The organism is Marinomonas epiphytica, assembly GCF_054780655.1.
The window spans coordinates 242,244-265,702 of the sequence record NZ_BAAGVX010000033.1; the positions used below are offsets into that span (position 1 = coordinate 242,244).

Consider the following 23,459-nt stretch of genomic DNA (forward strand, 5'->3'; position numbering starts at 1 on the left):
CTTAATTCACTTCCATTTGCGCAAAACGCTCACGGATAATAGGACGTATCCACTCGGCCAAAGCTTGGTTAGGCATTAGATCAATAAGCTCGTTAATGAAACCAAAGTTCAGCATCACTTGAGCCTTTGCTCGACTCACACCGCGGGTTTGCAAGTAGTACAAGGCTTGCTTATCAATTTCAGCAATCGTAGCACCGTGAGCACAACGCACGTCATCTGCGTAAATTTCAAGCTCTGGCTTAGTGTTTATCTCAGCTTTATCTGACATGAGCAAATTGCGGTTATTCAATTCTGCTAAGGTTTTTTGAGCGTCTTTATGGATGTGAATACGACCGTTAAATACTGCCCGTGAACGATCAGCCACTATGCCTCGCACATTCTCTTCCGTCGTGCCATTTGGCATGGCGTGCTCCACTGTCGCATGCAAATCAAATAAGGCATTACCATCCAATAAATACATGGCGTTGAGCTTAGCATCGGCATGTTCACCAGCATGAATAATGTCAGTATCGATACGTGATAAGTCACTACCAAAACCAACTAACGTACTGTGCATTTTAGCATGATCATGAAGGTTGAAGTGGCTGCCACCCAAATTAACATTGGAGCCCACTGACAGGGCAAAACGGTAATGTTCTAGGTTGGCATTCACGGCTATATCGTACTCTACAAATCCGGTATTTAAGGTATCACCTTGACCATTCATGTCTTCAATAATCGTCGCTTTTGAACCTTCTTCAAGAACCACTTGCACGCGAGTATGAGCTTCTACTCCAGCACTCAATAAAGAACTGATACGAATTGGTGACTGAATGTCTGCATTGGCCGCCACTCGAATACTGAGTACATCTTGCGCTAAGGCGTCGTTAATCAGTCCAAACAAGTGACGCTGAGGTTTAATTTGCGACAATTGACTCACTAGAGTCTGTTGCGCTTCCCCGGCCAGCTGACTGCCCAATGTAATCGATAAGCCAGCAGGTAATGTTTGAGTAGACTGCTGTGCATCAAACTGACCGTTCACAAACACCAACTCAATGGCATCTAAACCGGCAACTTGCGCTGGAGATAAATCGTCCAAACCAACAGATGTTGATGCTTTGCTGCGCTCAACAGCACGTAGTGGAGTATAACGCCAAGCTTCTGTCTTACGAGTTGGCCAAGATGTCTGCTGCAAAGTTTCAATCGCCACTTGACGATTTGGCGTTAGCCAATCTTGGACCGCTTGCCCGCGAGCAATAGCAGAAGATAACCATTCACTCATGTTTTATCCCTCAAGTTCGTCTTCAGCAGGTGCATTCTGCAACCATGCATAGCCTTGCGCTTCTAGTTCTTTAGCCAAAGAAGCATCGCCACTTTTAACAATTTTGCCGTCAGCCAATACATGTACGAAATCGGGTTTAATGTAATCTAAAAGGCGCTGATAGTGAGTCACTACAATGAAGCTGCGATCAGCACTGCGTTGTGAATTCACGCCATCTGCAACCACTTGCATAGCATCAATGTCTAGGCCGGAATCCGTTTCATCAAGAATACACAGCTTTGGTTTCAGCAATAGCATTTGCATCAGCTCGTTACGCTTTTTCTCACCACCAGAGAAACCTTCATTGACACCACGTTTCAAGAAAGAAATCGGCAAATTAACTTGCTTACACGCCGCTTTTGCTTCCTTCAGGAAGTCTGCAGATGTTACGGCTTCTTCACCACGAGCTTCTCGCTGTGCATCAACAGCGGCTTTTAGGAATTCAAGGTTACTCACTCCTGGGATCTCAACAGGGTATTGAAAAGCCAAGAACAAGCCTGCGCGAGCGCGCTCTTCGGTTTCCATATCGAGTAGGTCTTCTCCCGCAAGGGTTACGCTGCCGCTTTCAACACTGTAACCATCACGTCCAGATAGCACATACCCCATGGTACTTTTGCCTGCGCCGTTTGGCCCCATGATGGCATGCACTTCACCTGGTTTAATATCTAGGTTAAGCCCTTTAATGATTTTCTTTTCTTCTACACTTGCGTGTAGTTCATTAATCGTCAACAAACTGTTTGCGTTAGACATTTTTTTATTCCTTAACCTACTGAGCCTTCAAGGCTTATTTCTAGTAACTTGCCGGCTTCAACAGCAAATTCCATCGGTAATTCTTTAAATACTTCTTTACAGAAACCATTAACAATCATGGAGACGGCTTTTTCAGGGTCCAGACCACGCTGTTGACACAAGAACATTTGCTCATCACTTACTTTAGATGTCGTGGCTTCGTGCTCAACAATGGCAGAGGGGTTGCGGCTTTCTACATAAGGGAACGTATGAGCGCCACATTGATCTCCGATTAATAGAGAATCACATTGAGTAAAGTTACGCGCACCTTGAGCTCCCGGGTTCATACGCACTAAACCACGGTAGCTGTTGTTACTCTTGCCTGCTGAAATCCCTTTGGAGATGATGGTCGACTTGGTATTTTTACCAAGGTGAATCATCTTAGTCCCTGTATCGGCTTGTTGACGCCCACGAGTTAGGGCCACGGAGTAGAACTCACCAATACTGTTATCACCCTTCAAAATACAGCTAGGATACTTCCAAGTTACCGAAGAACCTGTTTCAACTTGTGTCCATGATATTTTTGCATTGGTATGACAGACGCCACGCTTAGTAACAAAGTTGTAAATACCACCTTTGCCATCTTCATCACCTGGGTACCAGTTCTGAACCGTCGAATATTTGATCTCCGCGTCATCAAGGGCTACTAACTCAACGACGGCTGCATGGAGCTGGTTTTCATCACGTTGTGGAGCAGTACATCCTTCTAAGTAGCTCACATGGCTACCCTCATCAGCAACAATCAGTGTGCGTTCAAACTGCCCCGTGTTTTGCTCATTAATACGAAAATAAGTCGACAGCTCCATGGGACAACGCGTGCCTTTTGGAATATAAACAAATGAGCCATCGGTAAATACAGCACAATTTAATGCGGCATAGTAGTTATCTTTTGTGGGTACAACACTGCCTAAGTATTTTTTGACTAACTCAGGATATTTGTGAACCGCTTCAGAAATCGGGCAAAAAATAACGCCCGCTTCTTCTAGTTTATCGCGGAAAGTCGTAACCACAGACACTGAATCAAATACGGCGTCAACAGCAACACCAGCAAGCATTTGCTGTTCGATTAGAGGAATCCCAAGTTTCTCATATGTGCGCAGCAACTCTGGGTCAACTTCGTCCAGAGATTTAGGCTTATCCTTCATGCTCTTAGGCGCTGAGTAGTAAGAAATGGCTTGGAAGTCGATTTTTGGATAATCCACGTGCGCCCAATCAGGCTCCACCATATCAGACCAGATACGGAACGCGTTCAGGCGCCATTCTAACATCCACTCGGGTTCGTTTTTCATGGCCGAAATACGTCGAATTACGTCTTCGTTAAGGCCAGGTTCAAAGGTTTCTGATTCCACGTCAGAAACAAATCCGGCCTCATATTCCCTTGCCAGTGCCTTATCTATCTGCTCAGTCATATTAAAAAACTCACTTAGATTTCAAAACAACGACTATATAAATAGTTGTTTTATTTAACTTAATTCAACTAAAGAGGCCATTAGCCCACAATGGCCGCGTTGATCTTATCCTGCTCTGCCGCTTCTAAACGGATTTGTCTATCTTGTCGGCTGGACACTTTACGAACATCTTCACGCTTAACCAGCTGTTCAAGACTAATTTGACTTAGAAAATCATGAATTTGATCACTCAAGTCACACCAAAGATGATGAGTTAAACAAGTCGTACCACTTTGGCAGTCACTACGCCCCTTACAGCCTGTCGCATCAACAGATTCATTTACAGCATCAACTATTTGCGCAACAAAAATATCAGCATGGCCTCGGCTAAGACGGTAGCCGCCACCTGGCCCTCGAATACTTTGAACCAGCTCTTGTTTACGTAATTTTGAAAACAACTGCTCCAAATAGGAAAGTGAAATTCCTTGCCGATTCGAAATGTCAGACAATGACACTGGGCCGCGATCAGAATGTAACGCTAGGTCAAGCATGGCAGTTACTGCGTAACGGCCTTTTGTTGTCAGGCGCATAGGCTATCCAATTAAGACTATTATTTCAGTGCGCATCATACACAAAACCTAGCGTTTTTATCAAGTATTTACCTGACTAAAACACTAGGTTATTAACCACATGAAAATTTGCCGCCATATTTTACGCTCTCGCGATCAAAAACTAAACCTCAACTAAGCGGAAATACTTGCGCTTCACTGCAAGATAGGAGAAATTTATTGTACAAATCACAACAAAAGGTTTGAGATTCATGGCAGACGCAAACAAAACCGACGATTTAGCTCCCGCTCCCAAGAAAAGCAAAGCTCTGCCTATTGCCTTTTTACTGTGCTTTTTGCTCAGTCTTGGTACTTCATCTGGGGTCACGTTCTTTCTGACATCGAAAAAGCCCCCTGAGGTAACACCACAGGCCAGCAAGCGAGACAAGCCGCAAGATGAAAAGTTGCTAGAACTACAAGCATTAGTCACCAGCCAGCAACAAACGATTGAGCAGTTAGAACAAGAGGCTGAATTACTCAAAATCTATTTACGCCACAGCAGTGCTGATGCCATCAAGCACATCTTAATAGACCAAGAAAGAAACATTCAGGCTTTCATTAAAGTACTCAAGGAAGCAATGAATGAACACGCTAAATTTACGCCACGAGAAAAAAAATGGAATGAAGACTTTCAAGTACAACTTAACTTGGCTTTAAAAGGCAGTTTAGAAAGAGAAGATCTGTTGAAACTGTTAAAAACTGGGGAGCCCACTGCTCCCCAGTAACGCTCAACGCTAAATTTGAGCCCCTAGTTCCGTCCCCTGCTTAATGGCCCGCTTGGCATCTAACTCACTTGCCACATCAGCACCGCCAATTAAGTGCACTTCACACTTTAGCTGGTCGGCTAACGCTCGATTTGGCTCTTGTCCTGCACAAACAATAACATTATCAACACCAAGACAAGTTTGCTCCCCTGCAATGCTCAAATGCAGACCTTGATCGTCTACTTTTTGATAGTCGCACTCAGCAATAAATGTCACTCCTTTCTTTTGCAATTCCGTGCGATGAATCCAGCCTGTGGTCTTACCTAATTTAGCCCCCACCTTACTCTTTTTGCGTTGCAGTAAATACACTTCTCGTGGCGCTTTAACAAAGTTTTGCTTAACACCCTCTACCCCCCCCCTAACGCTGAGAGTCATGTCAACCCCCCATTGCCCCATAAATTCTTCGATGGACAAGTTCTGCTGCTCACTGGTATGAATTAAATATTCGCTGATATCAAAACCAATCCCGCCAGCTCCAATCACTGCGACTTTTTGCCCGACCGGTTTACCCGCCATTACATCCAGATAACTTAACACCTTAGAGTGATCCACCCCTTCAATATCTGGTGTCCGCGGGTTAATGCCGGTTGCAAGGACAACCTCGTCATAACCCAAACTTTCCAAACTCTCAGCATCAACCCATGAATTCAAGTTTACCTGCACACCGGTTAACTCAAGTTGACGTTGAAAGTAGCGCAGCGTTTCATAAAACTCACCCTTACCTGGAATCCGCTTAGCTATGTTAAATTGACCGCCTATCTGCTCTGCCGCATCATACAAAGTAACATTATGACCTCTTTGGGCGGCCGTAGTAGCAAACGCTAATCCTGCAGGCCCAGCTCCTACCACTGCAATCTTTTTAACTTGTTCAGTTGGGGTGATTAGCAACTGGGTTTCATGACAAGCTCTAGGATTGACAAGGCAAGAGGTTAGCTTGCCAACGAAAGCATGATCCAAGCAAGCTTGGTTACAACCAATACAGGTATTAATTTCATCGCTGCGATTTTGCTCGGCTTTTACAACAAACTCAGGATCCGCTAAAAATGGCCGCGCCATTGACACCATATCAGCGTCTCCTCTGGCTAATACCTCTTCCGCAGTCTCAGGCATATTAATTCTATTAGAGGTAATTAACGGCAACGTCAAAGACTGACGTAAACGCGCCGTGACCCAAGTAAATGCTGCCCTTGGCACTTTCGTCGCGATGGTCGGAATACGCGCCTCATGCCAGCCTATACCTGTATTGATAATACTCGCCCCAGCCTTTTCAATAGCATGACCGAGCTCAACAACTTCATCCAACGAACTACCACCTTCCACTAAATCCAGCATAGAAAGGCGATAGATAATGATAAACGCCTCCCCTACGGCCTCTCGAATTCTCTCAACAATTGCTATAGGCAGGCGTACACGGTTCCCATACTCACCGCCCCATTTGTCGTCCCTTTGGTTAGTTCGAAGGGCAATAAATTGATTCAGTAAATACCCCTCCGACCCCATGATTTCAACACCATCATAACCCGCCTGCTGGGCCAGCTTAGCGGCCCGCACGAAGTCATTAATTTGGCTTTCAACTTCCTCATCGGTTAACGCTTTGGGTTTAATTGGGTTAATTGGCGCTTGAATAGCCGAAGGTGCAACGGCTTTAGGGGTATAGGCATAACGCCCAGTATGAAGAATCTGCATACAAATTTTTGCATCGTATTGATGCACAGCTTGCGTCACTAGCTTATGTTTCTCAACATCTTCTTGAGACTGCATGACAGCCGCACTGGCATGCACCGCACCTTCAGCATTTGGTGCAATCCCCCCCGTCACAATTAATGCAACTCCTCCTTTCGCTCGTTCTGAATAGAATGCCGCCATACGTTCGAAGCCGCCCTTCATTTCCTCAAGGCCTAAGTGCATTGAGCCCATAAGAATGCGATTTTTAAGTTGCGTAAAGCCTAGGTCTAACGGTGTAAAAAGATGAGGATACTGAGAATGACTCATGTGACTGCCCTTTCATTGTTATTGTTGTAATGCGACTGCCCATCGCAATGTTGACACCGTCAAGATAGGGCTTTATTTTGACACTGTCAAGATAAAAGGATTTAATCACCTGCATGACAAAATTAAAGAATCAATATCATCATGGAGATTTAACACAATCTCTATTAAACGAAGCAGCTAGTATCATTAAGACCTCTGGTACTGAAGCGCTTTCCATGCGCAAACTCGCCGATCAAGTAGGAGTATCACGCACTGCTCCCTACCACCATTTTAAAGATAAAAATGCATTACTCTGCGCTTTAGCTGAAACAGGCTTCAAAAGTCAAAAGCAACAACTCAGTGATGTAATAAGCCAATTGGAAGTCAGCCATGAGTCTTTCAAGAAGTATGTTTACCAGTATTTAGATTACGCCAAACTGAACAGTGAAACTTACGACCTCATGTTTGGCCGAGCCATTTGGAAAGCAGGTACTCCGACAGAGTCATTGCGAGAAGCGTCTAAACAGACTTTTAAATTATGGTTAACCTGGGTAGAAGAACTGCAAAAAAAAGGAGTATTGCCAAATAACAATACCCCTCTAAGAACCGGACAAGCCACCTGGGCAGGCTTACACGGATTGGCTCGTTTGATGATCGATGGTGTCTACCTTGACCAAACAGATCAAAAACCCATGATAGATCAAATGATCCAAATGCTTTGCACTAAAGAAAATGCCTTAAATTGAATTGAGTGGTGCAGGCTCGGCGTTCTTTTTGCTCTGCTTTTTCCCCAAATACAGCAAGGGCAAAATAATCATGAGCGAGCCCACAAACAACCCTAAATCAGGTGTTTCTCCAAAAACCCACCAGCCGAATAGCATGGCAAAAATAAGGCCTGAATATTCGGCACTCGCCACTTTACTTGACTCCACATAACGATAAGCCACTAGACAAGACACGCTGTAAACAATAGAGCAAATAGACGATAACGCCGCATACACCCACAATTCCTTTTGTATGGGCTCTCCTTCCCAAAAGGCCAAACCGCCAGCCATAGGTAAGGCGCAAAGTTGGGTAACAAAAAGGCCGTAAAACATGCTTTGCTGTTTAGGGAGTTTTTTGATCAATAAGCTATTCGCAGCCAATACAACAGCGAATAAAATAGCGCTCACCATACCCAGGCTAATATGGGTCGGCCTAAGAATTAACAGCACTCCAGCAAACCCCAGTATACTAGCCGCAAGCACTTCCACACCCAACTTTTCTCTATAGAGAAGGCCTGCAAATAACACAATAAATAAAGGCGAGGTATAAAATACCGCATTGGCTGTTGCTAACGGCAACTCTGACAATGAAACAACCAATAATACGGCTGCTAGAACCCATAAGTTACCACGTAAGATATGAACCTTAATGCCTTTAGAAGAGAACTTTTCGCCTGTTGTCGCCCTTAAATAGGCCACAATGGGCAACAATAAAACACACATAAACGCCGCGCGCCAGAAGCTAAACTGAAAAATGGCGACATCTGCCCCTACCAGCTTAATGACCACATCACATAAGGTGGCAAACAAGCTGCCGAATACCAAAACAGAAATGGCACTCCCCACTGTTTGACCGAACATGAAAACCTCCTAAACACAACAAGACGACAATAATAAGGGGCAAATAATAACCACTGAAAAACATTAAATAAAATGATATATTTAAACCAAGTATTAGTTTTTTGGATATTAAAATGCTGCCACCTTTAAAAGCCTTGCCTGTTTTTGAAGCTGTTGCACGTCTTAACAGTTTTTCACAAGCAGCCATCGAATTGAATGTTAGCCAAAGTGCTATCTCGCACCAAATACGCCAGTTGGAGGACCACTTAGGAGAAACGCTTTTTCTACGACAAGGTCGTCACCTAGAGCTAACACATGAAGGCAAGCTTTATTTAGAAACCATTAGTCAGTCCTTGTCGCAAATTGCCCAGGCCACAGACCAAATAAAAGGCACGTTAAAAACTCAAGTACGCTTGCTGGTATACAGTTCACTGGCCGTATATTGGTTAATTCCGCGCCTCCCAAATCTGAAGCGCCTTTATCCAAATTTGGATATTTCCATCGAAATGAGCCATGGTGCACCGGAACTTTCTGACCGTACTGGCGACTTTTTTATTACTGTGGAGAACAATAAAAGAGGATTTACCTACGAACCCTTTTATCAGGAAAACTTGTTCCCGGTATGCAGCCAAGCCATGCTGGAAAATATAAAAAATGCCTTCCATTGCAACAGCATGATGGAGCTAGAAAAAATTCTCACAAAAAGCCCTGAACGACTCGCGGAATTTCCACTCATTACGGCACACAGCTTATATGACAAATATGCAGAGGATTGGGTTCGCTGGTTTAAAAATGTCCACGTCACCTTGCCTGCGAAGAGTCAATTTCACCGTTTCAGTCACTTAGCCTTAGTGTATGAAGCGGCTAAACACTCGTTAGGGATTGCTCTAGTAAATGACTATATGATGGGAGAAACGGATGAAGCCCAAGCTTTAATTAGGCTGCCTTGTGCCAGTGTTAAAACCAATGCAGAATTCTTCCTTGCTTATAAAGAAAGCCGACGTAAAGAAACCGGCATTCAGGATTTAAAGAACTGGCTATTTAGCGAAGCCAGAAGCCTTCATACATAATCCCAAATGGCTCAGTTCTAAAATCGGCGATCATTAGGCTAGGCCTGCCTAGCACTATTTAACTTGATGAAAAAAATGTCTAAATTTAGACACCAGTCACTTTCTCATATTAAACCTTAAAATGACGCTTCCATAATCACCTAAAAACCGTTACAAATAGCCTATTCGATTGAGACTGAGGCATTTATTGTGAAAAAAGTGACCGTTGCAGCCACCCAGATGGCATGCACTTGGGATTTAGAAGACAACCTACAAAAGGCTGAAACCTTGGTTCGCCAAGCGGCAGAGCAAGGAGCACAGATCATTCTGCTGCAGGAGCTTTTTGAAACACCTTACTTTTGCATTGAAATCAGTGAGTCATTTCACTCCTTAGCCACCACTCTTGAAGAAAATAAAGCATTTTTACGTATCCAAGCACTTGCAAAAGAGTTGCAGGTTGTATTGCCTTTCAGCTGGTTTGAAAAATCCGGCAACGTTCGCTATAACAGCGTCGCTATTATTGATGCTGATGGTAGCGTGCTCGGCACTTATCGAAAAACTCACATTCCTGATAGTGACGGCTATTTAGAAAAATACTACTTCTCACCAGGAGACACAGGTTTTAAAGTATTTCAAACTCGCTACGCAAAAATTGGTGTAGGCATATGTTGGGACCAATGGTTTCCCGAAACAGCCCGTAGTATGGCATTACAAGGGGCAGAATTACTCTTCTTCCCCACAGCCATTGGAAGTGAACCCAGCCAGCCAGAACTGGACAGCCAACCCCATTGGGAATGTGTCATGAAAGGACATGCTGCTGCCAATCAAATCCCGGTTATTGCATCAAATCGTATTGGCAAAGAGCAAGCGAAGTACCGTGATCTTGAACTAACCTTTTTTGGAAGCTCCTTCATTACCGATGGAACAGGGCAGCTCATTGCCAAAGCTGACCGCCACAGTCAAGCCATTCTGGTGCATGACTTTGACCTAGATGAGCTGGCTTTCCAACGCCAAGCTTGGGGCTTATATCGTGACCGTCGTCCCGCTCTTTATGACACTCTAATGACCCTAGACGGTAAAACGCCTGGTCGCTCATAAGCGGCCAGTGTTTTTTTGGGACACAGACAGTGAAAAAAGCCTTAATCAGTACTCCACAACAAGATAACTTTTACATGCCAGGTGAACACACACCTCAAGAACAGGTGTGGATGGCTTGGCCATTCAGGGAAGATAACTGGCGTGATCAGGCTATTCCCGCCCAACAAGAGTTCATTGCGGTTGCTAATGCCATTGCCGATTCAACCCCTGTAACCTTTATAGCTGACCCAGCTTATCTACGGCAAGCTAGAAGAGACATTCCAGACTCCATTCGTGTCATTGAAATGGCCTATAACGACAGCTGGATGCGCGACATCGGAGCAAGCTACTTAATTAATACTCAAGGTGAGCGTCGAGCGGTCAGCTGGCAGTTTAATGCATGGGGAGGCGAACTGGACGGCTTATATGATAACTGGCAAGACGACGATCTGGTGGCCGCTCAAATGGCCAATCAAACTGAAGACCTCTATTATCAGGCTCCTTTCATATTAGAAGGCGGCTCAATTCATTTAGACGGAGAAGGCACAGTATACACAACCGAAGAATGCCTACTCCACCCTAGCCGCAACCCGCATTTAAGCAAGCAACAAATAGAGGCTTTCTTATGCCAATACCTCAATGCGAGTAAGGTTATCTGGCTAACCAAAGGGCTCTATAATGATGAGACAAATGGCCATGTCGATAACATTATGCATGTCATTCGCCCAGGCGTTGTAGCACTGACGTGGTGTGAAGACAACACCGACCCCCAATACGAGATTAGTCAGCACGCTTATCATATTTTAAGCCAAACTCAAGATGCCAAAGGGCGAGATCTTGAGATCATAAAATTACCCTTACCCGGACCATTATATGTCACGGCAGAAGAAGCTAGGAGCGTACAAAGTAACGGTTTAATGGCAAGACAGGCGGGGGAGAGATTAGCCGCTTCATATGCCAATTTTTTAATCAGTAATAATAGGGTTATTGTACCGTTACTTGATGATCAAACTGACCAACAAGCACTGGATATTTTGCAAAATGCTTTTCCTGAGCATACAGTTGTCGGAGTTGCGACTCGCAACATTTTATTAGGAGGGGGAAATATCCACTGTATTACTCAGCAGGTTCCCAAAAAGTGTCGCTAGCAATGCTCCCATTTTTAGGAACTCACTAGCAGCTTCACCCATCATGATATCGAGCTTACTATGTCGAAAACTTTAATACTTTATTCCACGACTGACGGTCAAACCATTAAAATTTGCCAAGCCATGTCTTCTCAGCTGGAAGCGCTGGGCCACACAGTGCAAACATCAGCTATTGCTGAGGCCAATGCCGACTCTTTAACAGGCCAAGATACCGTCATTATTGGGGCGAGTATTCGCTACGGTAAGCACCAAGCTCATGTGGCTGAGTTTATTAACCAACATAAAGCAACCTTGTCCTCTCTAAATAGTGCTTTTTTCACTGTTAACCTAGTGGCCAGAAAAGCACTTAAAAACCAACCAGGCACCAACCCATATATGATCAAATTTTTAGATCAGGTTGACTGGCATCCGAACCATAAAGGCGTATTTGCAGGACGACTTAACTACCCTAAATACAGTTTCTTGGATCGACAAATGATACGTTTCATTATGTGGATGACCAAAGGCCCTACAGACACAAATACAGATACGGAATTTACCGATTGGCAGAGTGTTAAACAATTCACCAAACAAATACATGAATCTCAGTGCCAAGTTAATGAAAAACCTATAGGTTAACCATGTGCCCGAAGAAACAGATCTGCCTAATCTTTGTACTAAGCTTCTTTTTGACGGCATGTATGGCGCCAAAAGAAATTGAGCAAAACGGCGAGATCACCAAACAAGTCCTGCAAACGCCTAATTTAATTGAGCACGGCTATTTTAATAATCTAATACCCGCCTATCAGCTACACTATATTGCGAATCAAATAACCAACACCCCACGACCTGTGGTGGTGTTTGTGCATGGTACGCCTGGTAGCTGGTCTGCTTTCTCACGCTACTTTCTTGAAGCCAAGCTCAATCAACATTTCCGGCTTATTGCCATTGACCGGCCAGGTTGGGGCGAATCAGGTTTCGCTGGTGAGGCATTCCCCACATCATTACAAGAACAAGCATTCCATATTGCCCCCTTATTGCAACACATCTGGCAAGCCAACCATCAACAACCTTTAATTCTAGTAGGCCACTCTTTAGGAGGCTCATTGGTTCCTTTATTAGCGGCGAACCAGCCATATCTAGTAAAAGGCAGTATTATTTTAGCTGGTGATTTACAGCCCCAGCTAGCCACACCTCGCTGGTATAATACTTTGCTGACTTGGCTGCCAGATGCCTTACTTGCTGATAAGTGGCAACACTCCAACCAAGAGGTCTACCAACTTACCCCAAGCCTTATGAAAGCTCATGATAAGCTAGCCTCATTGACTAGCCCTGTGACTATTTTACAAGGAGATCAAGACAGTTTAGTTCACCCTCAGAATGCCGTTTACGCTCAGCAACTTTTTACACAGAATAAGCTCAAGATTGTAATGCTTAAAGAGGCAGGACATTTGATTAATTTAAACCAAGTTGATCAAGTTGTAGCAGCAATTGAAGAGATGGCTCAATAGGCAGCTCCATAATACTTGCACGCCCTTAAATTGCCATTTAAAAGCCTTTCCGCTAGGCTTTCCCTTATCCTGCTGTTGCATTTAAGGTTTCTCCATCATGCTGACTAAGCTTTTCACTGGCTGCTTGCTAATAACACTACTGGCTGCTTGCAGCACTTCTCCTACAGGTAGAAAGCAATTTATTTTACTGCCGGACGAGCAGCTAAACGAAATGGGGATTGCTTCTTTTCAAGAAATGAAAACAACGATTGCACTAAGCCAAGATCAAAAAGTTCAGTCGCAAGTGCAGTGTGTTGCAGACCATTTGATCGCCGTATTACCTGAACAATACCGCCAACAAAATTGGGAAGTACAATTATTTGCAGACGACAAAGTCAATGCCTTTGCTTTGCCGGGATATAAGATTGGGGTATATAAAGGTCTACTTAAGGCCGCGCAAAACCAATCTCAATTAGCAGCGGTAATGGGGCATGAAGTCGGCCATGTATTGGCCAGACACGGCAATGAAAGGGTTTCAACAACCTTTGCCACTAACCAAGCACTGCAACTCGGTTATCAGCTGAGTGGCCCAGATAGTCCAGCGAAACAGGCCGTCTTTCAAGGTTTAGGGGTTGGAGCCCAAGTGGGAATTATTTTACCATTTAGTCGCATCCATGAGTCTGAAGCAGACCTCATCGGTTTAGAACTCATGGCGAAAGCTGGCTTTGACCCAACCCAAAGTGTGACTCTTTGGGAAAATATGAGCAAACTTGGCAGCAGCAATACACCAGAATTTTTATCAACACACCCCTCTCATAATACTCGTATTGCTGATTTAAAAAGTGCGATGGCTGAACCCCTCGCACTTTATCAAGCCAAGCTTGCGAAAAACGAAACCGCCCAGTGTTTTTAATACTAGAATACAACCCAAATAACGACTTTTTAGGATACGTCCACTATGAATGATGCGCTATTACTTGCCTTTATCTTTCTATTGTCTGGCGTTATTGCAGTTCCTATCGCATCACGCCTTGGCTTGGGGTCGGTGCTGGGGTATTTAATTGCTGGCGTGTTGATTAGTCCCATGCTCAGCCTACTAAAGGTAAACATAGTGGCCATTCAACATGTGGCTGAATTAGGTGTGGTGCTTATGCTGTTTCTGGTAGGGTTAGAACTCAGGCCTCAGAAGCTGTGGGAATTACGAACTAAACTGCTTGGGTTAGGTGGCGGTCAGGTCGCGCTAAGTGCGCTGGCAATAATGGGCGTTGCTATGCTATTTGAGCTAGATTGGCGAGTCAGTTTGGCTACTGGCCTAGTATTAGCATTATCATCGACAGCCATTGTGCTGCAAACTCTCACCGAAAAAGGGTTACTCAAGTCTGATGGAGGACAATCTTCTTTTTCTGTTCTTTTAGCACAAGATATCATTGTTATTCCTATTTTAGCTTTCATCCCGTTACTGGCTGTACCCGAATTGGCGGTACATATTAGCGTTTCAGAAAGTTCCAATAGCCACGAACAGAGCGCAGGATTATTAGCTAGTTTGACTGTATGGCAATCTATGTTGGTCAACTTTCTCGCCATCGCTTTGGTGATTCTCAGTGGCCGCTTTTTGGTCTCCCCCGTTTTTCGTTTCATCGCGAAAGCTCAACTCCGAGAACTGTTTACCGTTACGGCCCTTATGTTTGTGGTCGCGACAACTTTGCTCATGTCTTTTGTTGGTCTATCACCAGCCTTGGGTACTTTTTTGGCTGGCGTAGTACTCGCTAATTCCCCATACCGTCACCAACTAGAAACAGATATAGCCCCCTTTAAATCCCTGTTGCTGGGTCTCTTCTTTATGACCGTAGGCGCAGGCATTAATTTTCAGTTACTCTCTTCCCAGTTTATTAATATTGTTTCCTTAACCCTGGGGCTCATCTTGATTAAAGCAGGCGTGCTATTTGTTTTGGCCCGCCTCTTTAAAATAAAAGGCTCTAATAAATGGCTATTTACTCTCGGCCTTGCCCAAGCGGGTGAGTTTGGCTTTGTTCTATTATCTTTTACTGTGGCAAGTGACGTACTGCCCCAAACGATTGCTGACCAGCTATTACTCATCATTGCCCTTTCAATGCTCATTACCCCGCTACTGTTTATTTTGTACGAGAAGGTCATTGCCCCGCGCTACGCTGTTGCAGCTGCCACTCGAAACGAAACCATTCCTAATGAGAATAAAATCATTATTGCAGGGTCTGGTCGTGTCGGTACGGTAATAGATCGAATGCTACGCCTTGCTAACTACCACTCTACTGTTATTGATTTTAGTGTAGAAAGACTGGAAGCTTTAGAACGCTTTGGTGTTAGAAACTATTATGGTGACGCCACTCAACCAGACCTACTACATGCAGCAGGTATTGAGGAAGCCAGCATTTTAATCATTGCCATTGACAACCCAGAACAGGTATCAAAATTAGTTAAATACACCACCAAGCATTATCCAAACTTGCACGTGATTGCTCGCGCTTACGATAATCAGCATGTGTACGACCTTTGGTCTTACGGCTGTCGTGACATTATTCGGGAAAATTTCGATTGCAGTCTACGCATGAGTCGATCAGCCTATGAGGCGTTAGGCATTCCCCGTGAAAAAGCAGACAACCTAGTCAGTGTATTCAATGACCATGATAGTCTCGTTATGCTCAGTGTGGCAGACTCCCACCAAGTCGGCGTGCCTTTTCACGAAAACAAAGCCTTTATTAAACGCTTTAGAGAGTTCTTAAATGAACAAGATCCGCAGGTGTTTGAACAAATGAATAACATTAAAATTGCTGCTCAAGTAAACAGTAAAGGCTCTTCAAACTAGGATAATGTAGCTTCTACTCTCAACCTTGCCCCAAAAAAGTCCCCACTGTTGTGGGGACAAGACGGATTACTCAACAATGTTTAAAGCAATTATTTACATTACGTTTAAAGCTGCTATTTATACTGCCTGTTGTAAGCTGACTGGTAGGCTTTTAATACTTCCTTAAAGCCTAATTTGTTGATGCGCTGAATGTAACTATCCCACTCTTTGTCAACATCACCAGTACCAATGATCCAACGCTGTTGGGTTTCCAGCATATAGGTTAAAATATTTGGCCAATGTTTGTCATAAACCATTCTTTCCTTAACCGTCATAGAGACACCCGGGAACTGCTCTACTATGTAGTTATTATCTACATATAATTCGATGCCTTTTGCTGCAATTTCATTCGTCCATTGTCGCTCATATTCATAATCTTGGTGAAAGCCTACTGGAATCTGCGCGCCAATATCCCACATTTGAGAGTTGACTGGCTGTGATGATGACAGTACTTCATCGGTGTATTTAGCCTTTCCATCAACCATGTTCCAATGAACACCTTCAATGCCAAAATTAGAGATATTGCGCCCTTTTTCTGTGAACATAAAGTCCATATATTTGATACTTGCTACTGGATCTTTATTTGAGTAGGTCAACGCCCAACCATCTGGTTTCACCGTTGTGCGGCCGTTTTCCTCCATTCTAACCCCTGATTTACTTGCTGGCGGAGCAAAGGGAAGCCAGTTAAAACCAGGAATGGTATCTTTTAGACTATTGTTATAAGACGCTGTGCTTGCAAACCAATCATGAGTCATTCCTCCAAGGTTATTACCTAATAGGAATTCACGTGCTTTAGAGCCTCTAGTAAAGACTTCTTTATCAATCAAGCCTTCTTTATACCACTTGGCAAGATTGCGAATACCTTCTCGGTAGCTCTCTTCTACATAACCATGTTTTACATCACCTGCGTCTTTAATGTAAAACTGATGATAGCTATCAGTACCCGTTGTTCTAGCATCCCAAAGCGTAACCATGCGGATCATTTCTTCCCAGTGTCGGAAGAATGCTGGAACTTCATCTTTTTTCCCATTGCCATTTGGATCTTGGTCTCTAAACGCTTTCAATACTTCGTATAATTCATCGACCGTTTGCGGCTGATCTAGGCCGAGCTTATCTAGCCAATCTTGGCGAATATAAAAAGCACGAGCAGCCTGACCATCTGGAAAATAAGCAATGTGATAAATATTACCGTCTGGTGCTGTAATGGCTTTTTTGAGATCTGGATTTTCTTCAAAAAACGCCTTAATGTTTGGCGCATACTCGTCTATCAAGTCATTTAATGGCAGAAAAGCTCCTTCCATACCATATTGAATGAAACTGTCTTTTAGACTATTACCACCAACTACATCGGGCAAGTTACCGGATACTAGCATCAGGTTAAACAGTTCCTGACTGTTTGTACCTATTTTCGACGCCACACCATTAAGACGAACACCAGTATACTTTTCATATTCCTTTGCTACAGGCCAGTTTTCGTCCCAAGCATATTTATTACGAAAATGCATATGTATATCAAGCTCTAGAGGCTTATCTGTAGCGCGGTATTTACTAATATCTTCCGCAATAGCACCAGACCCAGCGACTAAGCAAGCTGCAGCAACCACAGAAAGTGGGATCATTTTTTTCATCATGTTAACCTTCTCCTATTATTTTTATATTTTTCATTTGAACGCTAATATTAGATTTAAAATAGGTAGTTCAAGCTCTCTTTGAATCATCATTACTCACTCAAAGAGAGGCTAGTCTCACCTTCATAGGCTGTTTACTCTTTAACTCCTCCCATCATGATTCCTTTATTAAAGTGTTTTTGAAGATATGGATAAATCAGTAGCACTGGAATAATCGACACCACAATAATCGCTGCCACTATGGTTTCGAATGAATACGAACTGGTTAACAAGGTACTGGCAAACTCATCATCCATATTTGCCTCAATGATGATGCGCTTTAAATACACTTGTAGCGGAATTTTTTCTTCTTCCCGCAATAAAATCATGGCCCAAAAATAGCCATTCCACCGAGCCACAATACAAAAGAGAGTGACAGTAACAATGGCAGGTTTAGACAGAGGTATAAACACTTTCCATAACAAGCTGAACTCACTTGCACCATCCATTCGCGCAGCTTCTTCAAAAGATTTGGGTATGGCTTCAAAGAAGTTACGCAGCAGAATAATGTTAAAAGCGGTACAAGCGAAGGCAATGAGGATACCGAAACGAGAATCCAGTAAATCTAAATCTCTTAGATTTAAGAAGAATGGAATCATGCCGGCGTTAAACCACATGGTAAATGCAACAAAGAAATTAAAATAACGACGACCAACCAACTGTGGGCGAGACAATGCGTACGCGCCAGGAATAATAATCGCTAAACTTGTCAAAGTACCAAATATGGTATAGAAAAAAGTGTTGCCATAGGCCGTCCAAAATACAGGATCACTTAGCACCTTCTCATAAGCCGAAAATGTAATTTCTTTCGGCATAAACACTACTTGCCCGGATGATACGGCAAAACCAGAGCTGATAGAGCTAGCCCCTATATAGATAAAGGGATATAGCGTGCTTAGAACAAACAGGCCGATAAGGAGCATGTTAACGCCACCAAAAATCCTGTCACCACGAGAATATAAATTAAAATCCGACATAAATCTGTCTCCTACCACAAAGATGAAGATGAGTACTTACGGCTCAGCCAATTCGCACTGAATACCATTACAAAGGCGACAACGGCGTTGAACAAGCCAGCTGCAGTGGCAATGTCATATTGACTACCTTGCAGACCGATTCGGTAAATGTAAGTACTGATAACATCCGCAGTTTCATAAGTAGATGGTTGATACAACAAAATGATGTATTCGAAGCCCACTTCCACCATGTTACCGATACGTATAATCAGCATGATCAAAATAGTTGGCAGGATACAAGGGAGGGTAATTTTATACATCATCTGGAAGCGGCTCGCGCCATCGACCTTCGCAGACTCATATAAAGACGGGTTAACACTGGCTATCGCCGCTAAGTATACGATTGACTCAAATCCCGCTTCCTTCCAAACATTACTGCCAATAAAAATTGAGCGGAAGTAATCAGGGTTGGTCAAAAAATAAATCTTATCAAAGCCCAAAGCTTCTAAAGCAATATTGACAATACCCGTTGTTGGAGAAAGAAAACTCACCACCATACCGGCCACGATGACAATCGAAATAAAGTGCGGTAAATAGGCAATTGTCTGCGCAGTCCTTTTAAAGATCGCATGTTGGATTTCATTAAACATGAGCGCTAGCATAATTGGGATTGGAAACGCAAAAAGCAAACTAAAGAAACTTATAATGAAAGTGTTTTGTACAGAGCGTAAAAACATTTCATCATCTAGTAACGTTTTGAAGTGCTCAAGCCCTACCCAGGCACTGCCATCAATGCCACGAAACAAGCTGAAGTCTTTAAAAGCAATTTGAAGGCCTGTCATCGGAGTGTACAAGAAGACGATGAACCAGATCACCATAGGGGCAAGTAAAACGTATACCTGCCAATTACTTTTAATACTTTGAATAGCTTCGGACAACTTCTCAACAGCGCTAGGTGCTTTTCTTGAGGTTAGGTTTTGGCTATCAGTTAATGTTTTCATAATCAGCCTTTAGTAGATTGATTGTTCGGTTTCGCCATCAAATAGGTGCAAATATTGAAGGTCTAAATAAACCTCTTCGCTTTCGCCCATTGCTTCGATTGACGTATTCCGACTGTTGCTTTTCATAACTGCGGTTTGTTGACCAATTTTTACATGCAACAAAGCCTCAGCACCCAAGGGCTCGACTAAATCCACTCGGCAGTCTAGGCGTTCGTATTCGCCCAAGCCATTTGCAGAGATATACATATCTTCCGGGCGAATACCCAAGATAACGCTTTGACCATGAGTCAGTTCAGCACCATCTTTATGAGGCACTCGTACGCGGCTGCCACATTCAAGCTCTACTAAGGCGCCTGCTTGCTCAACCAGCAACTTACCTTTAAGAAGGTTCATTGGGGGACTACCAATAAAACCAGCTACAAAGGTATTAGCTGGCTTGGTAAACACCTCCATCGGTGTACCAATTTGCTCAATCTGACCGTCTTTCATAATGACAATACGGTCTGCAAGTGTCATTGCCTCCACTTGATCATGGGTTACATACACTGTGGTCACACCAAGACGATTATGCAGCCGTTTAATCTCGGCACGCATTTGAGTTCTCAACTTTGCGTCCAAGTTAGACAGGGGCTCATCAAATAAAAACACTTCAGGCTTACGAACAATGGCACGTCCCATGGCAACTCGTTGCCTTTGACCACCAGATAAATCAGCAGGTCTGCGGTCTAAATATTGCTCAAGTCCAAGAATAGAGGCGGCCTCTTTCACTGCATCATTCACCTCATCTTTAGAGCTTTTACGAAGTTTCAAACCGAAAGAAATATTTTCAGACACACTTAAATGTGGATAAAGCGCGTAGTTTTGAAACACCATGGCGACATCCCTGTCTTTTGGTGCAACTTTATTTACAACCCTGCCCGCAACACTAACCTCGCCATCTGAGATACCTTCTAAACCCGCAATCATCCTAAGCGTTGTCGATTTACCGCAGCCAGAAGGGCCAACAAGAACGATAAACTCTTGTTTACTGATATCAAGGTCAATTCCCTTGACCACTTCTATATGGTCATAGCGCTTAAAGACTTTGTTCAGAGCTACATTTGGATTTTCAGACATATTATGGATTACTCCTTTTTATATTTATTTTTTAAATAACTTGCCAGAATGCCCATTACTTAATATATCAAGAAGTAAGTTTTGGACAGACTATTAATATGTTAGCGCTGCTTTAGAGAAGAAGCTTCATACAGAAGCAGCCTACAACGCGAGACTCTAAAGTCGACGCTGGACAGATAAGCTAGCTCGCCGATGGTGTGGCGATAAGAAAGTGAGAATAGATATAGGTAGAGTGGCGTCATAAGCAATAACGCGCAGAAAAGAGCAGGACGCTTTCAAAAAAGCAGAAACACATACATAAAAACTTGATTTTATTGTTATTTTTTTCATTTTAAAGCCTATTTCTCAGTGTAAGTTAGAAAGTTATCACGACTTTTGGTGACTATATTATTTTTATGTTTCCTAAACACCTGAAGAAGCTGAACCTTTAGCTTCTCCTTAATGAGAACTTTATCAACAAAATAAAGCAAGAAACTCACTGTTAATATTTGTAATACAATTAATATTTTATTTATATTACAAAAAAACAATTCATTGATAATACTAATACACCATCATTTGTAATACTAATACTTTTTTCTTCCTTTACATTATGCTAATAATAAAAAAATACGAGCATAGGCTTCGTATGATCACTGGCCTTTCAGGAAGGCCAAAAGCAAACACAATAAGAATAAAATTGAGGTTTAAACATGAACAGTATCTCCATGGGGCTATTAGGTGCTTGTATTGCCACCCTCACTGTCGGCTGCGCATCCGTTAGTGTTGCTCCTCCGACAAAGCCAAATAACGTTGTTGCCAGCGACCATGATGGTAATGGCCCTGAAAGGTTATTTGATAACGATATAAAAACTCGCTGGTCTGCCAATGGAGATGGCGCTTGGGTAGTATTTGATTATGGCGAAGCCGTCAGTTTCAATGCCATAAAAATGGCTTTCCATAAAGGCAATGCTAGGTCTACTCACTTTACTATTGAAACCAGTAACAACAACCAAGATTGGCAAGAAGTTCTAACAAGAACGAGTAGTTCTGGCCGTTCCCTAGAAATGGAAAGATTTGATCTTTCCGACTTAGTTCAGGCACGCTATGTGCGCTATACGGGCTATGGAAACACTTCCAACACTTGGAACAGTGTTACTGAATTTCAAGTGGTTAACTGTCATATTCAAGACTGCCCTACCAATGAACTGAACCCATTAAAAGTCACAGCACAACCGATCGAAATAACCGCAAGTGACCACGATGGAAACGGGCCTGATAGACTCGTTGATCTAGACTTTAAAACCCGCTGGTCAGCCAATGGAGACGGGGCATGGGTTATATTTGACTACGGTAAGGAAGTCCAATTTAACGCTGTGAAAATGGCCTTTCACAAGGGTGATAAGCGCACTACCAACTTCTCTATAGAGGCAAGTAATGATGGAGAATCTTGGACTGAAGTGCTACCTATGACTGCTAGCTCTGGATTATCGTTAGATATTGAGCGCTTTGAGACAAACTATACATCTGCTCGATTCATTCGTTACCTAGGTTACGGAAACTCTTCCAATACTTGGAATAGTGTCACAGAGTTTTTAGTGGCAGATTGCGCTGTTGACTCTTGCCCGGACAGTGAAACTATTGCAGAGCTTAAGAAAGCTGCCGAGCTGAAAGCGGCTAAAAAAGAAGCAAAAAAGCAGGCAAAAAGTAAAAACACAACCGTACGACCAGGAGACTTTGGGACCCATGTCCCCTTAGTATGTGACGCAAAAGTGTCAGACTGCGGTTGTTTAAAAACCAATCCTGACTGCCAGTGGTGGCAATCTCCCTTACCAATTGTATCAACTCCTGCGCAATTAAAAACAAAGGTACCTCCTAGTACGAATTTCGATTTAGGGGATTGGTATCTGTCCATGCCGACCGATCACGATGGCAACGGTAAACCTGACAATGTTCCAGAGCAATTTCTGGCCCAGGGATATGAAAACCCAGACTTTTTCTATACGGCTAAAGATGGAGGTTTAGTATTCTACAGCCCTATTAAAGGGGTTCGCACATCAAAAAATACTAAGTATGTTCGCACAGAACTGCGAGAAATGTTACGCCGTGGAGACACCAGTATTGGGCTAAAAGGAGTGACTAAAAACAATTGGGTCTTTAGTTCCGCCCCGCAAGAGGACCAAGAAAAAGCTGGCGGTGTTGATGGGGTTTTAGAAGCAACCCTGAAAATTGACCACACCACCACTACCGGTGAACCTGAACAAGTCGGTCGGTTTATTATTGGCCAAATACATGCCAATGACGATGAGCCAATTCGCCTTTACTTTAGGCAGCTTCCAGGTCACACAAAGGGATCTATTTACTTTGCTCACGAAAACCGCAATGACGGCTCCGATAGATATTTTGACTTAATTGGTAGTCATTCAGGCGCAGCACCTGATCCAGTTGATGGCATCGCTATAGGTGAAGTATTTAGCTATCGCATCGAAGTTGTCGGTAATGATATGACTGTAACTATTAAGCGTGACGGTAAAGCTGATGCAATCCAACATGTTGATATGAGTAACAGTGGCTATGATGTTGGTGGCCAATACATGTACTTTAAAGCCGGCGTATATAATCAGAACCACTCCGGTGATCCAGACGATTATGTACAGGCGACTTTTTATAAAATAGAAAACTCACATTAACC

20 protein-coding genes are annotated in these 23,459 nt (G+C 43.3%); 10 read left to right on the forward strand and 10 right to left on the reverse strand.

Annotated elements, in window-relative coordinates; genetic code table 11:
* Nucleotide 1: 1 nt before the first annotated feature.
* The 4 genes from sufD to iscR form a co-directional block, all read right to left on the reverse strand.
* A complete protein-coding gene (gene sufD, locus ACYVGZ_RS11425) occupies nucleotides 2–1,261 on the reverse strand; it encodes a Fe-S cluster assembly protein SufD (RefSeq protein WP_460755523.1) in 1,260 nt (419 codons plus the stop codon).
* A 3-nt stretch (nucleotides 1,262–1,264) separates the two neighbouring features.
* A complete protein-coding gene (sufC, locus tag ACYVGZ_RS11430) occupies nucleotides 1,265–2,050 on the reverse strand; it encodes a Fe-S cluster assembly ATPase SufC (RefSeq protein WP_460755525.1) in 786 nt (261 codons plus the stop codon).
* 11 nt (nucleotides 2,051–2,061) lie between these two features.
* A complete protein-coding gene (gene sufB, locus ACYVGZ_RS11435) occupies nucleotides 2,062–3,498 on the reverse strand; it encodes a Fe-S cluster assembly protein SufB (RefSeq protein ID WP_460755528.1) in 1,437 nt (478 codons plus the stop codon).
* An 80-nt stretch (nucleotides 3,499–3,578) separates the two neighbouring features.
* Nucleotides 3,579–4,067, reverse strand: coding sequence for a Fe-S cluster assembly transcriptional regulator IscR (gene iscR / locus ACYVGZ_RS11440; RefSeq protein WP_460755531.1), 489 nt, complete (start codon nucleotides 4,065–4,067; stop codon nucleotides 3,579–3,581).
* A 230-nt stretch (nucleotides 4,068–4,297) separates the two neighbouring features.
* Here iscR and ACYVGZ_RS11445 point away from each other — a divergent pair, with 230 nt between their 5' ends.
* Nucleotides 4,298–4,810, forward strand: a complete 513-nt coding sequence (locus ACYVGZ_RS11445) for a hypothetical protein (protein WP_460755534.1) — start codon at nucleotides 4,298–4,300, stop codon at nucleotides 4,808–4,810.
* 9 nt (nucleotides 4,811–4,819) lie between these two features.
* Here the strand turns inward: ACYVGZ_RS11445 and ACYVGZ_RS11450 are convergent, their stop codons facing one another.
* A complete protein-coding gene (locus tag ACYVGZ_RS11450; RefSeq protein ID WP_460755537.1) occupies nucleotides 4,820–6,841 on the reverse strand; it encodes an oxidoreductase in 2,022 nt (673 codons plus the stop codon).
* Between the two features lie 113 nt (nucleotides 6,842–6,954).
* On the opposite strand from ACYVGZ_RS11450, the gene ACYVGZ_RS11455 reads away from it, so the two are divergent.
* Complete coding sequence (locus ACYVGZ_RS11455; protein WP_460755540.1) at nucleotides 6,955–7,566, forward strand: TetR/AcrR family transcriptional regulator; 612 nt, start codon at nucleotides 6,955–6,957, stop codon at nucleotides 7,564–7,566.
* On the opposite strand, the gene ACYVGZ_RS11460 is transcribed toward ACYVGZ_RS11455, so the two are convergent.
* A complete protein-coding gene (locus ACYVGZ_RS11460) occupies nucleotides 7,558–8,445 on the reverse strand; it encodes a DMT family transporter (protein ID WP_460755543.1) in 888 nt (295 codons plus the stop codon). The genes ACYVGZ_RS11455 and ACYVGZ_RS11460 overlap by 9 nt on opposite strands.
* 113 nt (nucleotides 8,446–8,558) lie before the next feature.
* Between ACYVGZ_RS11460 and ACYVGZ_RS11465 the strand changes: the two genes are divergently transcribed.
* The 7 genes from ACYVGZ_RS11465 to ACYVGZ_RS11495 all read left to right on the forward strand — a co-directional run bounded on the left by ACYVGZ_RS11465 (nucleotide 8,559) and on the right by ACYVGZ_RS11495 (nucleotide 16,009).
* Entirely contained in the window at nucleotides 8,559–9,494 is a 936-nt protein-coding gene (locus tag ACYVGZ_RS11465; protein ID WP_460755546.1) for a LysR family transcriptional regulator, read from the forward strand.
* A gap of 189 nt (nucleotides 9,495–9,683) precedes the next feature.
* Nucleotides 9,684–10,571 carry an N-carbamoylputrescine amidase gene (gene aguB / locus ACYVGZ_RS11470; RefSeq protein WP_460755549.1) on the forward strand — a complete coding sequence of 296 codons (888 nt, stop codon included), beginning with the start codon at nucleotides 9,684–9,686 and terminating at the stop codon, nucleotides 10,569–10,571.
* A 29-nt stretch (nucleotides 10,572–10,600) separates the two neighbouring features.
* Nucleotides 10,601–11,698 (forward strand): agmatine deiminase, encoded by a 1,098-nt coding sequence (gene aguA / locus ACYVGZ_RS11475; RefSeq protein WP_460755551.1) that lies wholly within the window; start codon nucleotides 10,601–10,603, stop codon nucleotides 11,696–11,698.
* Nucleotides 11,699–11,758: 60 nt separating this feature from the next.
* A complete protein-coding gene (hemG, locus tag ACYVGZ_RS11480; RefSeq protein ID WP_460755554.1) occupies nucleotides 11,759–12,316 on the forward strand; it encodes a menaquinone-dependent protoporphyrinogen IX dehydrogenase in 558 nt (185 codons plus the stop codon).
* A gap of 62 nt (nucleotides 12,317–12,378) precedes the next feature.
* Nucleotides 12,379–13,188: an alpha/beta fold hydrolase gene (locus ACYVGZ_RS11485; protein WP_460755556.1), complete on the forward strand. Its 810-nt coding sequence runs from the start codon at nucleotides 12,379–12,381 to the stop codon at nucleotides 13,186–13,188.
* Nucleotides 13,189–13,285: 97 nt separating this feature from the next.
* On the forward strand, nucleotides 13,286–14,080 hold the full coding sequence (locus ACYVGZ_RS11490) for a M48 family metallopeptidase (RefSeq protein WP_460755559.1): 795 nt from the start codon (nucleotides 13,286–13,288) through the stop codon (nucleotides 14,078–14,080).
* A 45-nt stretch (nucleotides 14,081–14,125) separates the two neighbouring features.
* A complete protein-coding gene (locus ACYVGZ_RS11495; RefSeq protein WP_460755562.1) occupies nucleotides 14,126–16,009 on the forward strand; it encodes a cation:proton antiporter domain-containing protein in 1,884 nt (627 codons plus the stop codon).
* A gap of 113 nt (nucleotides 16,010–16,122) precedes the next feature.
* Here the strand turns inward: ACYVGZ_RS11495 and ACYVGZ_RS11500 are convergent, their stop codons facing one another.
* From ACYVGZ_RS11500 to ACYVGZ_RS11515, 4 genes are all read right to left on the reverse strand, one after another.
* The gene (locus tag ACYVGZ_RS11500) at nucleotides 16,123–17,679 is read right to left on the reverse strand and encodes an extracellular solute-binding protein (RefSeq protein WP_460755564.1); all 1,557 of its coding nucleotides are present in this window, start codon (nucleotides 17,677–17,679) and stop codon (nucleotides 16,123–16,125) included.
* 131 nt (nucleotides 17,680–17,810) lie between these two features.
* The gene (locus ACYVGZ_RS11505; RefSeq protein ID WP_460755567.1) at nucleotides 17,811–18,692 is read right to left on the reverse strand and encodes a carbohydrate ABC transporter permease; all 882 of its coding nucleotides are present in this window, start codon (nucleotides 18,690–18,692) and stop codon (nucleotides 17,811–17,813) included.
* Nucleotides 18,693–18,703: 11 nt separating this feature from the next.
* Nucleotides 18,704–19,672 (reverse strand): ABC transporter permease, encoded by a 969-nt coding sequence (locus ACYVGZ_RS11510; protein WP_460755569.1) that lies wholly within the window; start codon nucleotides 19,670–19,672, stop codon nucleotides 18,704–18,706.
* Between the two features lie 9 nt (nucleotides 19,673–19,681).
* Nucleotides 19,682–20,788 carry an ABC transporter ATP-binding protein gene (locus ACYVGZ_RS11515; RefSeq protein ID WP_460755572.1) on the reverse strand — a complete coding sequence of 369 codons (1,107 nt, stop codon included), beginning with the start codon at nucleotides 20,786–20,788 and terminating at the stop codon, nucleotides 19,682–19,684.
* Between the two features lie 692 nt (nucleotides 20,789–21,480).
* Between ACYVGZ_RS11515 and ACYVGZ_RS11520 the strand changes: the two genes are divergently transcribed.
* Nucleotides 21,481–23,457 carry a polysaccharide lyase family 7 protein gene (locus ACYVGZ_RS11520; protein ID WP_460755575.1) on the forward strand — a complete coding sequence of 659 codons (1,977 nt, stop codon included), beginning with the start codon at nucleotides 21,481–21,483 and terminating at the stop codon, nucleotides 23,455–23,457.
* Nucleotides 23,458–23,459 lie beyond the last annotated feature (2 nt).

Bases quoted from the DNA above. Each gene is read 5' to 3' on its own strand.
- sufD (WP_460755523.1), bottom strand. From the start codon at position 1,261: ATGAGTGAATGGTTATCTTCTGCTATTGCTCGCGGGCAAGCGGTCCAA.
- sufC (WP_460755525.1), bottom strand. From the start codon at position 2,050: ATGTCTAACGCAAACAGTTTGTTGACGATTAATGAACTACACGCAAGT.
- sufB (WP_460755528.1), bottom strand. From the start codon at position 3,498: ATGACTGAGCAGATAGATAAGGCACTGGCAAGGGAATATGAGGCCGGA.
- iscR (WP_460755531.1), bottom strand. From the start codon at position 4,067: ATGCGCCTGACAACAAAAGGCCGTTACGCAGTAACTGCCATGCTTGAC.
- ACYVGZ_RS11445 (WP_460755534.1), top strand. From the start codon at position 4,298: ATGGCAGACGCAAACAAAACCGACGATTTAGCTCCCGCTCCCAAGAAA.
- ACYVGZ_RS11450 (WP_460755537.1), bottom strand. From the start codon at position 6,841: ATGAGTCATTCTCAGTATCCTCATCTTTTTACACCGTTAGACCTAGGC.
- ACYVGZ_RS11455 (WP_460755540.1), top strand. From the start codon at position 6,955: ATGACAAAATTAAAGAATCAATATCATCATGGAGATTTAACACAATCT.
- ACYVGZ_RS11460 (WP_460755543.1), bottom strand. From the start codon at position 8,445: ATGTTCGGTCAAACAGTGGGGAGTGCCATTTCTGTTTTGGTATTCGGC.
- ACYVGZ_RS11465 (WP_460755546.1), top strand. From the start codon at position 8,559: ATGCTGCCACCTTTAAAAGCCTTGCCTGTTTTTGAAGCTGTTGCACGT.
- hemG (WP_460755554.1), top strand. From the start codon at position 11,759: ATGTCGAAAACTTTAATACTTTATTCCACGACTGACGGTCAAACCATT.
- ACYVGZ_RS11485 (WP_460755556.1), top strand. From the start codon at position 12,379: ATGGCGCCAAAAGAAATTGAGCAAAACGGCGAGATCACCAAACAAGTC.
- ACYVGZ_RS11490 (WP_460755559.1), top strand. From the start codon at position 13,286: ATGCTGACTAAGCTTTTCACTGGCTGCTTGCTAATAACACTACTGGCT.
- ACYVGZ_RS11495 (WP_460755562.1), top strand. From the start codon at position 14,126: ATGAATGATGCGCTATTACTTGCCTTTATCTTTCTATTGTCTGGCGTT.
- ACYVGZ_RS11500 (WP_460755564.1), bottom strand. From the start codon at position 17,679: ATGATGAAAAAAATGATCCCACTTTCTGTGGTTGCTGCAGCTTGCTTA.
- ACYVGZ_RS11505 (WP_460755567.1), bottom strand. From the start codon at position 18,692: ATGTCGGATTTTAATTTATATTCTCGTGGTGACAGGATTTTTGGTGGC.
- ACYVGZ_RS11510 (WP_460755569.1), bottom strand. From the start codon at position 19,672: ATGAAAACATTAACTGATAGCCAAAACCTAACCTCAAGAAAAGCACCT.
- ACYVGZ_RS11515 (WP_460755572.1), bottom strand. From the start codon at position 20,788: ATGTCTGAAAATCCAAATGTAGCTCTGAACAAAGTCTTTAAGCGCTAT.
- ACYVGZ_RS11520 (WP_460755575.1), top strand. From the start codon at position 21,481: ATGAACAGTATCTCCATGGGGCTATTAGGTGCTTGTATTGCCACCCTC.